Origin of the sequence: Parasporobacterium paucivorans DSM 15970 (genome assembly GCF_900141895.1) — a bacterium.
In the GTDB taxonomy this organism is placed as follows: Bacteria; Bacillota; Clostridia; order Lachnospirales; family Lachnospiraceae; genus Parasporobacterium; species Parasporobacterium paucivorans.
This window is the reverse complement of sequence record NZ_FQYT01000027.1, coordinates 15,955-31,268: the sequence shown is the minus strand read 5'-3', so window position 1 is coordinate 31,268 and position 15,314 is coordinate 15,955. Positions and strand designations below refer to the sequence as shown.

The 15,314-nt window shown below is 43.3% G+C and carries 13 protein-coding genes; 7 read left to right on the top strand and 6 right to left on the bottom strand.

Features of this window, described 5'->3' with window-relative positions:
* Positions 1-278: 278 nt before the first annotated feature.
* The 3 genes from BUA79_RS11010 to metA form a co-directional block, all read right to left on the bottom strand.
* A complete protein-coding gene (locus tag BUA79_RS11010; protein WP_073994477.1) occupies positions 279-809 on the bottom strand; it encodes a class I SAM-dependent methyltransferase in 531 nt (176 codons plus the stop codon).
* A 10-nt stretch (positions 810-819) separates the two neighbouring features.
* Positions 820-2,979, bottom strand: coding sequence for a KAP family P-loop NTPase fold protein (locus BUA79_RS11005; protein ID WP_073994476.1), 2,160 nt, complete (start codon positions 2,977-2,979; stop codon positions 820-822).
* Between the two features lie 1,016 nt (positions 2,980-3,995).
* A complete protein-coding gene (gene metA / locus BUA79_RS11000) occupies positions 3,996-4,901 on the bottom strand; it encodes a homoserine O-acetyltransferase MetA (protein WP_073994475.1) in 906 nt (301 codons plus the stop codon).
* Between the two features lie 111 nt (positions 4,902-5,012).
* On the opposite strand from metA, the gene msrB reads away from it, so the two are divergent.
* A complete protein-coding gene (gene msrB, locus BUA79_RS10995; protein ID WP_073994474.1) occupies positions 5,013-5,927 on the top strand; it encodes a peptide-methionine (R)-S-oxide reductase MsrB in 915 nt (304 codons plus the stop codon).
* Here the strand turns inward: msrB and BUA79_RS10990 are convergent.
* Both BUA79_RS10990 and BUA79_RS10985 read right to left on the bottom strand, forming a co-directional pair.
* Entirely contained in the window at positions 5,922-7,199 is a 1,278-nt protein-coding gene (locus BUA79_RS10990; protein WP_073994473.1) for an O-acetylhomoserine aminocarboxypropyltransferase/cysteine synthase family protein, read from the bottom strand. The two genes, msrB and BUA79_RS10990, sit on opposite strands and share 6 nt — an antisense overlap.
* A 38-nt stretch (positions 7,200-7,237) precedes the next feature.
* Positions 7,238-8,176: a LysR family transcriptional regulator gene (locus BUA79_RS10985; protein WP_073994472.1), complete on the bottom strand. Its 939-nt coding sequence runs from the start codon at positions 8,174-8,176 to the stop codon at positions 7,238-7,240.
* A 280-nt stretch (positions 8,177-8,456) separates the two neighbouring features.
* Here BUA79_RS10985 and BUA79_RS10980 point away from each other — a divergent pair, with 280 nt between their 5' ends.
* From BUA79_RS10980 to BUA79_RS10955, 6 genes are all read left to right on the top strand, one after another.
* Complete coding sequence (locus tag BUA79_RS10980) at positions 8,457-9,461, top strand: uroporphyrinogen decarboxylase family protein (protein ID WP_073994471.1); 1,005 nt, start codon at positions 8,457-8,459, stop codon at positions 9,459-9,461.
* 226 nt (positions 9,462-9,687) lie between these two features.
* Positions 9,688-10,695 (top strand): uroporphyrinogen decarboxylase family protein, encoded by a 1,008-nt coding sequence (locus BUA79_RS10975; RefSeq protein ID WP_073994470.1) that lies wholly within the window; start codon positions 9,688-9,690, stop codon positions 10,693-10,695.
* 212 nt (positions 10,696-10,907) lie between these two features.
* The gene (locus tag BUA79_RS10970) at positions 10,908-11,369 is read left to right on the top strand and encodes an RrF2 family transcriptional regulator (protein WP_073994469.1); all 462 of its coding nucleotides are present in this window, start codon (positions 10,908-10,910) and stop codon (positions 11,367-11,369) included.
* 1 nt (position 11,370) lies between these two features.
* Entirely contained in the window at positions 11,371-12,555 is a 1,185-nt protein-coding gene (gene nifS / locus BUA79_RS10965) for a cysteine desulfurase NifS (protein ID WP_073994468.1), read from the top strand.
* A gap of 20 nt (positions 12,556-12,575) precedes the next feature.
* A complete protein-coding gene (gene nifU / locus BUA79_RS10960; RefSeq protein ID WP_073994467.1) occupies positions 12,576-13,013 on the top strand; it encodes a Fe-S cluster assembly scaffold protein NifU in 438 nt (145 codons plus the stop codon).
* A gap of 27 nt (positions 13,014-13,040) precedes the next feature.
* A complete protein-coding gene (locus tag BUA79_RS10955; RefSeq protein ID WP_073994466.1) occupies positions 13,041-14,228 on the top strand; it encodes an oxygen-binding di-iron domain-containing protein in 1,188 nt (395 codons plus the stop codon).
* Between the two features lie 47 nt (positions 14,229-14,275).
* Here the strand turns inward: BUA79_RS10955 and mutY are convergent, their stop codons facing one another.
* A complete protein-coding gene (mutY, locus tag BUA79_RS10950) occupies positions 14,276-15,307 on the bottom strand; it encodes an A/G-specific adenine glycosylase (RefSeq protein ID WP_073994465.1) in 1,032 nt (343 codons plus the stop codon).
* Positions 15,308-15,314 lie beyond the last annotated feature (7 nt).

The window sequence follows — 15,314 nt, the reverse complement described above, 5'->3', positions numbered from 1 at the left end:
CGACGGATATCTTCACAGACAAGGCGATGGATGAAGTCTATCGCTATTCAGCCGGATCATCCAGAGCAACAAACAAAGTATGTACCCACTCCCTTATGTTTGCCTCACAGCGGGCAAAGAAGCTAATCGATGACCATATGGTCAGAACGGTAATCGAGGGGGAATTACCGTAAAACAAAATGGGCGCAATGCAACTGTATTGTGCCCGAACTCATAACCACCGTGGCAGCATAGGCGAGCAGTTTTAGGCAGCTCCAGAGAGCAACGGGCGGACAAACTCAGAAATCAATAACACTTCCATATTTAAAAGACACATATAAAGTTCCATTCTTTCTCAATGCTTGAAATAACTTTTCAAACATCATAGGAAGATTGTGATATGGCAGATGCAATATAGATGCGCATGCCCAAATCCCATCATATGTTAGTATTTCATTTAAATCCAGAAAATCCATCTGCTTCACTTGAATACCTGTAAAATGCGTTGCTGCTTGGCACAACTCCTTGGAACCATCCATTGCATCAACTAAAAAACCATGTTCTAACAAATATTTACTATCTCGTCCTGAACCACAGCCAAGATCAAGGACTCTTCCTTTTGATGGAATATACTGAATAAATTCTTCTAATGTTTCAAACATGGATGCATTTTGAGTTCCTTGAATAAAGGAAGATGCGTTTTCGTTATAGTAACTTAAGGTTGGATTCTCCATCATACTGCCTTTCACATTTATTAATAAATATATAAGTACTACGAACTCCATGTGTGATGAGTTTGGAAACAAACCAAGCATTACTCTAAAGTTCATTCTTATCCAGCTACATAATTCGTGTATGTTCTTCCTTAATTTTATCAATTTTTTGAATCACCTGTTTATCATCTACTCCACCTGTCCATTCCGTCTCTTTATTTGACCACAACAAAAATGCAATTGCCCTATGTAATCGTTCTTCATCCAAAGACCAAATTGTATCATTATCAATACAATTCTTCATTGCATTTAATACTGCTACCTCTGTAATATATTTTTTATATTCATCGTTATATTTCCAATTAATTCCAGCACCTGTCCACCTTTCCGCTGATAGTATAAGGTATTTCACCTTATTCAAATCATTTTCAAAAAGTTCATATAAGTATTCTTCATATAATTCAGGTTCAAAGCATTCAAACATATAAGAAACAAATCCTGCCTGGTTCATATCTAAAATATTCCCCTCCTGCATTATCCGAGGTATAATTATTTTAAACTTATCTTCACATATTAATAATGTTTCAATAGTGACAATCTTGTCTCCATTCGTTTGCCCTTTTGCTGCTAGCCGTCCATGAGACAATTCAAAACTATTCAACATATATGAAAGTATTTGAATACTTTCATAATCTGCGTCATCTAAAAGTTCTAGTAGTAATTGACACCTTTCATTTTCTGAAAGTCGCTTCATCAAATCAGTTATTCGATATTCAATAAGGCTAAAAGAAGACATACTAAACATTGCATTTGTTTGAACACCCACTGCATTTCCTGATACTTTTACCAATGCTTTAATAATGATTGGTATACGCTCTATTTTAACTTCATCATTTACAGCAGCTAGGTCCTGTAAAAATGAAATCATTGAATTGTTTGCATTTATTTTAGTAAGAAATTTATATAAATCTTCTTCATCCATGCCATTTACTGCATTTTCAAATTCTACTTTCTGTAACTTATCAGCATTAAGTTCAAGCCTAAAATACCTATCAAATATATCTTGGTTCCCAATTCTTTTCATTCTTCTTAGTAATTTTTCATCGTAAAAACTATTGCTAGTCTTTGAGTTGTAATGTGGAAATAATACTTTTAAAATTCTATCAAATTCTTTTGCATAATTTGAATCTATTTTTTTCAAATCCATAAGTTGCATTTCTTCAATTTTATCTTTGGTTTGGTTATAAAATCTGAAATACTCATCTTCACCACCCACCAGTTTTCCCTTGTTAGCTCTTATCCATAAATATAGTTTAGGTAACTTAATTTCAATAGTTGTCAATGTAATCAAATCAGCAAAATTAATTTCGCTCCCTATCAAATCACATTTTATATTAAGAGCATTAGTAAGGCGAATTACATCTCGTATATTATATATGTACCTAGATATAACTTCACTAAAAATAAGGGACCAATAATCCTGTTCAAATGTAATACCTTCATATTCTTTCAAAAGACTATCTAATTTATCAAATAAAGCTTTCCACAAAAAATCATTTGAGACATTTGGAATTTCAACTGGCACTTGAATTATTTTTTCAAGATATTTTTCACCATCATAATTTTGAACTTCTGTAAGTGCTCTAGCCACTATTTCCTTATCAAAAGACAATAAATATATAATATTGGGGAATTTTGCAACAGATGTAACAAGTTGAAATATTAATTTAATCTCTTCATTTGACAATCGATCAATATCGTCGATTACAATAATAATTTTTTGCTTTTGTTCTGATAATGTATTTATAAGTGATTCTCTTTGTTTTGATATATCTTCCGTTGACAAAATATTATTCTTATTCAAAACTTTTCCAATAAATCTTCCACTAAACTTCGCGATTTTTCCGATATCTCCAAAATCTCCTAGCATATCAGAATATTTGCGAATTTCATTACCAATGATTAACTTAGCCTTATCTTTCTTACCAGAAAATTGATTAGCCAACGTAATAAAATATTGTCTTAAAAGTTGATCTTTTGATGAAAAATTCCATGGATTAAAATATATTATAATCGGTTTTTCTTCTTCCTCAGATAAAATTTTAATCTCTTCAATTATCATATTTACCACTGACGATTTTCCACTACCCCAAGGTCCAAATAAACCGACACAGTATCCATCTTTAGCTTGTGCATTAAGCAAAGATGCACCAAGTTTCTTTGCAAATCCTTTTCTGCCCAATAGGTCTTCTTCTTGTTTCTTTATAGGTGAATCTTCAAAATACAATCAATTTCACACCCTTTCTCTAATTACCAAACATTTTATTAATTACTGAAGTTCCATACAAAAAACACATGTATTTAACTCTTCGTCCACTCCTACAGTTACATAATGCACTCATTTTCTAAACTTTCTTGTATCTTTAAGCTTTATACATCCAATGGAATCAGCCTTTTTTCTATCTTTTTATAACATCAAGAATTCTTTCCTGTGCACAATAAATTGCAATACCTCTTGAAATCACTTTCATTTTATGACCATATATCATTAAGAATGAAGATACTACAATAAAATGTATACAACTATATGTAAAAATATCCACCAATTGAGTCATCGGCTTATCTAGTAGCATCATGCGAGTTATTAATTGTTTCTATTAATACATTTGTGCTTATCATAATATAACACCTCGCAATTTTTTCCTTCAAATTGTACACACAATAATTAATTATACAATTACAATTTACAGTTTACAACAAAATAGTATGTTTTTTCTAAACTATATTATCCAACAATTTCACTTATTCGTCATTATTTTTCATTTGCCTTTAAATCCTAAACCTTTTTCCCTACCGACATGGCTAGACGCGCGTCTGAGCCGTCTCCGTCTCATATGCATCTAGTTAGGGGAGCCAATCCCCTAAAACCCCTGATATTTTATATACCCCGCTAAAATTCCCATATTTTGGCACTTGTCATTTGGAAATTCCCCATCAACTCTGCAGGTTGCAGATAAAAGAAAACTTAATAAAAACAAAAAGCAGCATGCCAAAGTCCCCATCACGGGCAACTTCAAAACACACTGCTTTCACATACATTCCATGTACCGATTCCCATATCACAGATTATCTTCCGCAATCATTTTTCATCGTTACAATTCATTTAATTTTTACATATTACAGTCAAAAGACCTGACACCTTTTGACCCCAATTTGACACCAAAACATACGATATTTTACGATAAGAAAAAGCACTTTCAAATCGTGGAAATCGCATGAAATATGGGCTTTTACGCCACTTTCCTACAACTCATATGGCGTCACTTGGTATACATAATAATTCAGCCAGTTCGTATAGAACGCATTGGCATGGGCTCTCCAGGTCAGTTCCGGCATATTCTGCGGATCATTGTCCTTGTAATAATTGACCGGCATATCTATATCCAGTCCTTTTTCCAGGTCCCGCTTATATTCTGCGTCCAGTGTTTTCCGGTCATATTCCGGATGTCCCATCACGAAGATCTGCTTTTCTTCCTTGTTCATGATGATAAAAACACCGGCCTCATCGGATTCGGAAAGGATGACCAGGTCCGCTGTCTTTTCCACGTCTTCTTTCCTGGTGCCAGTATGGCGGGAATGTGGCGCATTGAACATATCATCAAACCCTCGTACCAGCGGGTTCTTCCTGTGCAGGACCCGGTGCTCGTAGATGCCGAACATTTTTTTGGGAAGGCGTATCTTGGGAATCCCATAGTGATAATACAGTCCAGCCTGGGCGCCCCAGCAGATATGCAGGGTGGAAGTGACATTTGTTTTGGACCACTCCATGATTTCCTTCAGTTCTTCCCAGTAGGTCACCTCTTCATATTCCAGCAGTTCCACCGGGGCACCGGTTATGATCAGTCCGTCAAATTTCTTATCCTTTATCTCCCGGAAGGTCGTATAAAACTGGTTGAGATGGCTGGCCGGAGTGTTCTTGGACTCATGGCTCTCCACAGTCACAAACGTCAGATCAATCTGCAGGGGCGTATTGGAAAGGGAACGCAGAACCTGTATCTCGGTCTCCTGTTTTAAAGGCATCAGGTTTAAAAGGGCGATTTTCAGAGGACGAATTTCCTGGTTGATAGCCCGGGTTTCATCCATGATGAAAATGTTTTCCTGTTCAATAATTGCTTTAGCGGGTAAATCGCTCTGTACTTTAATCGGCATTTCATCACCACTTTCATATGCTTATATCGAATAATATTATCACAAATGATTTTCTTTCACAATAGAGCAAATTGATGTTACTATTAAATAAAAATGGACGGAGGAATTGGAATGGAAAAGAACACAAAAGAAATCCACCTGGCCGGCGGATGCTTCTGGGGCACGCAGAAATATATCTCCCAGATCAATGGCGTTTTGGAGACCGAAACGGGATATGCCAACGGAAAAACCCAAAATCCGACTTACGAAGATGTGTGCCGACGCGGCACGGGTCACGCGGAAACCGTCCGGGTCGTCTATGATGCCCACCGGCTTTCCCTGCCTAAACTTCTGGAAATCTACTATGATTCCGTGAATCCCACATCCGTGAACAAGCAAGGCGGAGATATCGGCTCCCAGTATCGGACCGGCATCTATTATACGGATGCAAACGACCTGCCTGTGATACAGAAATCTATAGACAACCTGCAGAAGAGGCTGTCCCAGCCGGTGGCCATTGAAGTCCTTCCGCTGGACAATTATTACCGGGCCGAGGAATATCATCAGAATTATCTGGACAAGAATCCGGGCGGATACTGCCACATCAGCCCTGCAAAAATCAGGCAGGCGTCCCTCGCCAATCCAAACCTTACTCCTCTTCAGTATGACGTGACCCGGAATGCGGCCACGGAACCGCCTTATAAAAATGAATATTTCGATAATTTCAGGGAAGGCATCTACGTGGATATAATCACCGGGGAACCTTTATTCTCCTCAACGGACAAGTTTGAGTCCGGCTGCGGCTGGCCCAGTTTTTCCAAGCCCATCGATAAATCTCTAGTCAAGGAGATTCAGGACTTTACCCACGGCATGATCCGCAAAGAAGTCCGTGCTGCAGACAGCGACTCCCACCTTGGGCATGTCTTTACGGACGGTCCAAAAGAGAGAGGCGGACTGCGGTATTGCATAAACAGCGCCTCTCTCCGGTTCATTCCCAAAGAAGATATGGAAAAAGAAGGATATGGGTATCTCCTGGATATTTTATAGTGCCTGGTCCAAATCCTCCAGTATGTCATCGATGTGTTCCAGACCGATGGACAGACGGATGGAATTTGGTTTGATTCCGGATGCGGCCAGCTCCTCCTCATTCATCTGGGAATGGGTGGTACTGCCTGGGTGGATGACCAGAGACTTGGCATCCGCCACATTGGCCAGCAGGGAGAATACTTTGAGTTTGTCCACAAACTCCATGGCCTCTTTGGCGCCGCCCTTTATCTCAATGGTAAAGATGGAGCCAGCCCCTTTCGGGAAATATTTTTTGTACAGGGAATTATAGCGGTTATCCGGCAGAGACGGATGGTTTACCTTTTCGATCTTTGGATGCTTTGAAAGGAATTCCACCACCTTCAGTGTATTTTCCATATGCCGTTCCACCCGCAGGGACAGGGTTTCCAGCCCTTGCAGGAACAGGAATGAATGGAAAGGGCTAAGTGTAGATCCTACATCACGCATAAGAGCGACGCGGGCTTTTGTGATATATGCCGCCTTCCCAGCTGCCTCGGTGAATTTCACGCCGTGATAGCTTGGAACCGGCTCTGTCAGGCATGGAAATTTCCCGGATGCATCCCAGTCAAATGTGCCGCCGTCTATGATTACGCCGCCCAGGGCGGTTCCATGCCCTCCGATGAACTTTGTGGCGGAATGGATCACGATATCGGCTCCATGCTCCAGTGGTCTGAACAGATACGGTGTTGCAAATGTACTGTCTACCAGAAGAGGAATCCCGTTGTCGTGGGCTATCTTTGCCACTGCTTCGATGTCAATGAGGCTTGCATTCGGGTTGCCCATTGTCTCGATAAATATCAGCTTCGTATTTGGCTGTATTGCTTTTGCAAAATTTTCGGAATCGTCGCCGTTCACGAAGGTTGCGTCTATTCCAAAATCCTGGAATGTATGGGCAAAAAGATTATAGGTTCCTCCATAGACCTCTGCGGCGGAAACGATGTGGTCGCCAGCATGGGCTATATTTTGGACGGCAATCGTTACTGCGGCCGCTCCGGAGGATGTGGCCAAAGCCCCTACGCCTCCCTCCAGGACATTAATGCGTTTTTCAAATACGTCTGTGGTGGGGTTCATAAGCCTTGTATAGATATTTCCAGGTTCGCTGAGGTCAAAACGGGCCGTGGCCTGGGCTGTATCTTCAAATACATAGGACGTGGTCATGTAAATGGGAACCGCTCTTGCATCTGTTGCAGAATCGGGAGACTCCTGGCCGGCGTGCAGCTGCAATGTTTCAAAACGAAGTTTTTTTTCTGGCATGTTGTTTTCTCCTTTTATGGATCTTTTTCATCGCGATTCTATGAACATTGATGGGATTCAGCATGAAAATAGACTTTCATTTTATCGATCAGGATGTCCATTGCGGCATTTACTTTGGATTTTTTCCATAAAGCCACTACGCTGACGCATGTGCCTTCGATTGGCACCTGGACCAGCTGTTCCTTCCAGGAATTTTCCATGAAATATTCACTGGCAATCAGTACACCTTCATTGAGCAGAAGATTCCCAATGTGGTCTCCGCCGCTCTGGGCATAATGGGATATGATCGGACTGATTCCTTCGGCTGCAAACAGCTTGCTGATACATTCACTGTATCCTATGGAGTATTTCGGACTGACCATCAGCAGATCCTGAGCCTGGAGATCCCTGACTGTAACTTTCTTATGGTCTGCAAGGCTGTTCTTGCGGTTCATGATGGCGACCAGAGGAATAGAAACCAGGTCAATGTATTCATATTCATCTTTATAGAGGCTGTCCATGTCATAGGAAATGCTGAACGCCATATCGATATCCAAAGACATCAGATTTTTCCTGAGCTCGAAGAAAGGATACCGGTTTATCTCCACATGAATCTGGGGATTTTCGCGCATGAATTCTTCCAGAAGCGGCATAAAAAAAAGATTTCCCCACTCAATAAAACCAAGCCGTATGATTCCGGTGATGCCGGCCTGAATATTATGGGCTTCATTTATGGCTAAAAATATTTCTTCATTTACACTCTGCAGTTTCTTCTGCAACAGCCTCCCCGCAGGGGTAAGGACCACGTTCCGTTTATTCCTCACGAAAAGCTGCAGTCCCAATTTCAGCTCCAGCATACTGATCCGCTTGCTGACCAGAGACTGGGTCATAAAAAGACACTGCCCCGCTTTTGTAAAACTGCCATACTCGGCGATGCGCAGAAAAAGCTCTATGTCCATCAGCTGCAGTTCATAAATATTGATTTCTCTCATATTCATATCCCTTATTCTTCTCTTTTTACTTCATTCCAATATATAATTCAGTATATATAACATTGTGTATAAAGTCAATAATCGCAAAGCATCTCCCCCGTTTCATTTCATGCAAAGTAAACAACATTGTCTATAATTTAACAGTCCGATTTGGAATTACTGTCAGTCCAATTTCAGGAATTACAGATAGTCCTAATCGAAATTTGCCAAAGGGGGATACCCATGCTAGACTCAAATCAAGACAAGAAACAGAAACGTTATTCAATGATTTTATGGAGGTATTCAAATGCTCACACAGAGAGAAAATGTACTGGAACTTTTAAAAGGTAAAGACGGTCTCCCTGACAGACTGGTAAACGGTTATAAGCCCTTCGTCCTTATCAACAATGATGCGTGCAATATGTTTGCACGCGGCAATCGAAGAAGAGGACTGACGACAACAGATAAATGGGGCACGGAAATTCTGTTTCCGGAAGATGCTCCGGGACCTATGCCCCACGTGACTTCCGCTAATAAAGTTCTTCCTGATATTACAGAATGGAGAAACTATGTAAAGGTTCCGGATATCATCGGCGGAACGCTTACCGGCTGGGAAGACTGCCTCGCCTCTGCCGCACAGGTCGACAGGAAAAAACAGTTCGTACTTGGCTTTATGGGAACCGGAATTTTCGAGCAGTGCCATTATCTGATGGGATTCGAGGATACTCTGATGAACCTTCTGGCAGAGCCGGACGACATGCATGAATTGGTGGACACGATTGCGGAATACAGATTCAATTATGCCAAAACTCTCGTAGACAATTTCCATCCCGATGTCATCGTTTCCCATGATGACTGGGGTTCCAAGGAGAGCCTGTTCATGAAACCGGAGACATGGCGGGAATATTTCAAAGAGCATTACAGAAGAATCTATTCCTACATGCATGATAACGGAGTCATCGTTATGCATCACTCGGATTCATACTGCGAGCCGATTGTAGAAGACATGGCAGAAATTGGAATCGATATCTGGCAGGGTGCCCTTCCTTCCAATAACATTCCTAAAATCCAGGATCTGTTGCAGGGACGCATGGTTCTAATGGGCGGAATTGACTCCGTCATCGACCGCATCGATTCGACCGAAGAGGAAATCCGTGCGGAAGTACGCAGGGCATGCAATGAGTACGGGAAAGGCGGCGGATTCATTCCAAGCATTACCTATGGCACGCCGGGCTCTATTTTTCCACATGTAAATCCGATAATCGAAGACGAAGTTGACAGGTATAATCTGGAACACTATGGAATCGCCTGAAATTATGCATAAATTCCACTGCTCAGCTTCGTGAAGATTCCGAACATTGGTAATTTCGCACAAGTTTTTTTCGAAATGTCCAACCTGATTAGTGGGATTCATTGTGTCAATTTTGGAATTACAGATAGTCATAATCGATATTTGCTAAAGCAATTGCGGTATGTTACACTTAAGAAAAGCTGGCCGTGTGGCCGCCTTAATTCAATAATTTACGGAGGGATATATTATGCTCACACCAAAAGAGAATTTACTGGAACTATTAAAAGGAAAAGACGGACATCCTGACAGACTGGTGAATATGTATGAACCATTCAAAATGATCATGAATGACGCCTGCAACCAGTTTGCCCGCGGAAACAGAAAAAGAGGCGTGACAACAATAGACAAGTGGGGCACAACCATTATGTTCCCTGAGGACGCTCCCGGCCCTATGCCACACGTTACTCACGAAAACAAGGTCTGCCCTGACATAACAGAATGGAGAAAATATATAACTGTTCCTGATATCGCCGCAGGTACCCAGGGTTTGTGGGAAGCTTCATTGGAATCAGCCGCCCAGGTTGACAGAAGCCAGCATATGGTTATGGGATTCATGGGAACAGGTATTTTCGAGCAGTGCCATTATCTTCTTGGTTTTGAGGATACTCTGGTAAATCTTCTGATGGAACCTGATGACATGCATGATCTGGTGGATGCCATTGCAGAATACAGATTTACCTGGACAAAGCTTTTAGTCGACAACCTGAAGCCCGATGCCATCATCTCTCTGGATGACTGGGGCACAAAAACCAGTCTTTTCATGCAGCCTGATATATGGAGATCCTATTTCAAGGACCACTACAAAAGAATCTATTCCTACATGCATGAGCACGGCGTCATCGTCCTGCACCACTCCGATTCATTCTGTGAACCGATTGTAGAGGATATGGTGGATATCGGCATTGACATCTGGCAGGGTGTACTCCCGACAAATAATATTCCGAAACTCCAGGAGCAGTTGCAGGGCAGAATGGTTCTGATGGGAGGTATCGATTCCGGTACAGACCGCGTCGATGCAACTGAGGAACAGATTCGCAGAGAGGCTCGCAGAGCTTGTGATACATACGGCAAAGGCGGCTCATTCATCCCAAGTATTACGTACGGCGGACCGGATTCACTGTTCCCACATGTAGCTCCGATTTTAACTGACGAGATCAATAGATACAACAAAGAGCATTATGGAGTCGGAAATTAAATTCACTGACTCAGCACCTTTCAAAAGCAAACTTCTTAAATTGACGCCAATGTCAAGCCAACCCTTTGATATGGACTGTCCGGGACCCCTTCCGGACAGTCTTTTTTTTGCGCAGAAAAAGCTTGACGGACAGATTGGGTAGTGATAATATAATTTCATATCCAAGTAATTCACTAGGTATTTGATGACATCTATAACAGAGGGGTGATTTTATGAAACTGTCCACAAAAAGCAGGTATGGATTAAGGGCAATGGTCGACCTGGCCGTACATGCAGATGAAGGACCTGTGTCCTTGCGCAGCGTAGCCGAACGGCAGCATTTATCGGAAGGCTACCTGGAGCAGATCATCGCGAAGATGAAGAAGGCCGGCTTTGTCACCAGTTCCCGGGGCGCAATCGGAGGATATACGATATCCCGTCCTTTGAAGGACATATCGGCCGGAGACATTATACGGACCCTGGAAGGCAATCTTAAACTGGTGGATTGTCCCGGACTCAATGAGGAAGGACCGGAAGATGAAACCTGTTCCGGATCCGAACTTTGTGTCACAAAATACGTATGGGAAAAAGCCAATGCAGCAATTGACTCCGCCTTTGATTCCATCACATTGGAAGAACTGGCTGAAGAAAGCAAAAAGGCATTGGAAAACAAACAATCAAAGGAGACTGAATAATATGAGTAAATTAATATATCTGGACAATGCGGCCACTACCGCGGTACACCCGGAAGTCGTAGCGGAAATGCTGCCCTACTTCACCGAATTTTATGGAAACCCTTCCAGCATTTATTCCTTCGCCGGAAAAAGCAGACAGGCTGTAGATGCCTCCAGGAAAATCATTGCCGGTGCCCTGGGCTGCTCAGAAAAAGAGATTTATTTTACGGCCGGCGGATCCGAATCAGATAACTGGGCCATCAAATCCATCGCGGAAAGCTACAGGTCAAAAGGAAACCATATCATCACATCCAAAATCGAACATCATGCTGTCCTGCACACCTGCGAATATCTGGCAAAGAACGGTTATGAAGTAACTTACCTGGATGTGGACGGAGACGGCAGGGTACGCCCGGAGGACGTGGAAGCGTCTATACGGCCGGAAACCATCCTTATCACCATAATGTTTGCAAACAATGAAATCGGAACCATCGAACCGATAAGGGAAATCGGACGGATTGCCAAAGAACACAACGTCCTTTTCCACACAGATGCAGTGCAGGCCGTGGGTCAGGTCCCCATTGACGTCAAGGAGTACAACATTGATATGCTGAGCGCCAGTTCCCATAAACTGAAAGGTCCGAAAGGAATCGGTTTTCTCTATGTTAGGAACGGTATTAAGCTGACTTCTTTCATCCACGGCGGAGGACAGGAACGCAAAAAACGGGCCGGAACAGAAAATGTCCCCGGAATCGCAGGCTTTGGCAAAGCCATGGAAATCGCCCTGGAAACTATGGAAGTACGTGCTGAATATGAAACAGAGCTTCGGGACCATCTTATCGAAAGGGTGCTTGCTGAAATCCCTCACACAAAATTGAACGGTCACAGAACGGACAGGCTTCCCAACAATGCCAACTTCAGCTTTGAATTCGTGGAGGGCGAGTCGGTGCTCATTATGCTGGACATGCAGGGAATATGCGGTTCCAGCGGATCCGCGTGCACCTCAGGTTCCCTGGATCCCTCCCATGTGCTTCTGGCCATCGGACTTCCCCATGAAAAAGCGCATGGTTCGCTGCGCCTTACCCTTTCAGACGAAACAACAAGGGAGGACATCGACACGACAGTGGATGCCCTGAAGGTGCTGATTGAAAGGCTGAGAAATATGTCTCCTCTGTATGAGGATTTTATAAAAAATAACAGTAAATAATAATCGAGGAGGAAAAAAATATGTATACCGAGAAAGTAATGGAACATTTCAACCATCCCAGAAATGTCGGAGAAATCGAAAATCCGAGCGGTATCGGAACCGTTGGCAACGCAAAATGCGGGGATATCATGAGAATGTATCTGGACATAGATGAAAGCGGAGTCATTCAGGATGTAAAATTCAAAACCTTCGGATGCGGAGCTGCGGTCGCCACCAGCAGCATGGCCACAGAGCTCATAAAGGGCAAGACGGTACAGGAAGCTCTCCGGGTTACCAACAAGGCAGTATTGGAGGCATTGGACGGACTTCCCGCCCAGAAGGTGCATTGTTCCTTGCTGGCGGAAGAGGCTATCCACGCCGCCCTATGGGATTATGCTGAGAAAAAAGGTATAATAATAGAAGGTCTGGTAAAGCCCAAGTCCGATATTCACGAAGGTGAGGTAGAGGAAGAAGCTTAAGCCCAATTACATAAGGAGGTATGAAGAATGAAGGTACATGTGAAAAGCAATGTTTACTGGGTAGGAAAAATTGATTGGGAGCTGGAGGAATTCCATGGTTCGGATTTTACCATCAACAATGGATCCAGCCAGAATGCCTATCTGATACGCGAGGAAAAAAATATTCTGATTGACACAGTCTGGACCCCTCATGCGGAAGAATTCGTATCGAATCTGGAGAAGGAAATTCCTTTGGAAGACATTGATTTTATTGTCATAAACCACGGTGAGCCCGATCACGCAGGAAGCCTTTCCCACCTTATGTCCAAAATCCCTGAAACCCCCATATACTGTACGGAAAATGCAAAGAAATCACTGATCGGCCAGCATCATCATCCGGAATGGAACTTCAACATTGTCAAGACCGGCGACTCACTGGCCGTCTCCAAGGATAAATCCCTGGTATTTGTTGAGATGAAAATGCTGCATTGGCCGGACAGTATGGCCTCCTACCTGACCGGTGATAACATTCTGTTTTCAAATGATGCCTTCGGACAGCATTATGCCCTGGAAGCCCTTTTTAACGACAAAGCAGACCAGGATACGCTTATGCACGAAGCCCTGAAGTATTATGCCAACATCCTGACTCCTTTTTCTCCTCTCGTCAAAAAGAAAATTGAAGAAATCGTGGCATTAAATATACCTATCGATATCATCGCGCCAAGCCACGGATCCATCTGGAGGGAAAATCCTATGCAGATTGTGGAAAAATATATGCAGTGGTGCGAAGATTACCAGGAAAACCAGATCACCATTGTCTATGACACTATGTGGAACGGAACCATGCGGATTGCCCACAGACTGGCGGATGAAATCAGAGATATTTCTCCGGACACCACTGTCAAGATATTCAATATTTCCAAAACAAATAAGAACGACATCATGACCGAGGTCTTCAAGTCAAAGGCTATTGCCCTGGGATCTCCTACAGTTGGGAGAGATATCCTTTCCTCCGTAGGTGGATGGCTTCATTTCCTGAAAGAGCTCAAATACAAAAACAAGAAAGCTGCCGTATTCGGTTGCTACGGCTGGTCAGGGGAAGGAAACAAGGTACTGCGCGGGACGCTTGAAGAATGCGGCTTTGCTGTAATATCCCCTGAAATGAAAGTGAACTGGAATCCGACTGAGGAAAACCTGTCGGAAACGAAAGCTCTGGCAGAAGCCTTAATCGATTAAATCACGTTAAAAGTGCCGGGTACCGCTGTTCAAGCGGTGCACGGCATTTAATTATTCTTGATATACTCCAGGTATTTTGAAAAGGCGGAGGGTATGGAATATTTTTCCTGAATATCCAGCCTGGTTGCCCATGTCCAACCCGCAGCTATATGGTCCATGTGCAGAATATAGGACTTCATCCGCCATTCCTGGTGGGAAAATAAATGCTTTGCACATGGACCTTCTTTTATCGACCGGATAGGGTTCCCTTTCTCTTCCATCATATCCTCTACGTAATACTGGCTTTCCACGCACCCCTCGAGAAGGGGAAACTGCCATAAATCCTTCAGGAGCCCGTCGGGAGGACGTTTCTCCAAGGCTATCCGGTCCCCCGATTCGATAATAAGGACTGTATATTCCTTTATCTCCCTGGACTTTTTGGCTGTCTTAACCGGCAGTTCCTGCTGCCGGCCGCATTTCCTGGCTGCACAGAATTTCTCCACCGGACACTCCGGACAAAGCGGCTTCCCAGGCAGGCATATGGTGGCACCCAAATCCATCAGCCCCTGGTTGAAGTCCCCCGGGCGCTCCCTGGAGACTCTTTTTTGAACCTCCGCGGCTATTCCCCTCTTTACGGCTGAGCTCCCGATGTCCCCGCTTATCATCAGAATCCTGGAAAATATCCGCAGTACATTTCCATCCACGGCTGCCTCCGGTTTGCTGAAGGCGATGGAGGAAACAGCTCCTGCCGTATAGGGGCCAATACCGGGAAGTTCGAGGATTTCGTTCACTTCCCGGGGGAATACCCCTCCATGCTGCTCCATTATGACTTGGGCAGCTTTTTTCAGGTTGGCGGCACGGCTGTAGTAGCCCAGTCCCTGCCACAGCTTCATCAGGATTTCTTCGGAAACCCCGGCAAGATCCCGGACTGACGGCAGAGCTTCCATAAACCTGGCGTAATAAGGAATGACCGCGGCTACCCGGGTCTGCTGCAGCATGATTTCGGAGATCCAGACCCTGTAGGGGTCTTTGTTTTCCCGCCAGGGCAGTTTTCTTGCATTGGCATCATACCATGCCAGCAATGTCTTTGTAAAATTCATGTACTCC

Coding starts and splice junctions, on each gene's coding strand:
- BUA79_RS11010 (WP_073994477.1), bottom strand. CDS start 809: ATGAACTTTAGAGTAATGCTTGGTTTGTTTCCAAACTCATCACACATG.
- metA (WP_073994475.1), bottom strand. CDS start 4,901: ATGCCGATTAAAGTACAGAGCGATTTACCCGCTAAAGCAATTATTGAA.
- msrB (WP_073994474.1), top strand. CDS start 5,013: ATGGAAAAGAACACAAAAGAAATCCACCTGGCCGGCGGATGCTTCTGG.
- BUA79_RS10990 (WP_073994473.1), bottom strand. CDS start 7,199: ATGCCAGAAAAAAAACTTCGTTTTGAAACATTGCAGCTGCACGCCGGC.
- BUA79_RS10985 (WP_073994472.1), bottom strand. CDS start 8,176: ATGAATATGAGAGAAATCAATATTTATGAACTGCAGCTGATGGACATA.
- BUA79_RS10980 (WP_073994471.1), top strand. CDS start 8,457: ATGCTCACACAGAGAGAAAATGTACTGGAACTTTTAAAAGGTAAAGAC.
- BUA79_RS10975 (WP_073994470.1), top strand. CDS start 9,688: ATGCTCACACCAAAAGAGAATTTACTGGAACTATTAAAAGGAAAAGAC.
- BUA79_RS10970 (WP_073994469.1), top strand. CDS start 10,908: ATGAAACTGTCCACAAAAAGCAGGTATGGATTAAGGGCAATGGTCGAC.
- nifS (WP_073994468.1), top strand. CDS start 11,371: ATGAGTAAATTAATATATCTGGACAATGCGGCCACTACCGCGGTACAC.
- nifU (WP_073994467.1), top strand. CDS start 12,576: ATGTATACCGAGAAAGTAATGGAACATTTCAACCATCCCAGAAATGTC.
- BUA79_RS10955 (WP_073994466.1), top strand. CDS start 13,041: ATGAAGGTACATGTGAAAAGCAATGTTTACTGGGTAGGAAAAATTGAT.
- mutY (WP_073994465.1), bottom strand. CDS start 15,307: ATGAATTTTACAAAGACATTGCTGGCATGGTATGATGCCAATGCAAGA.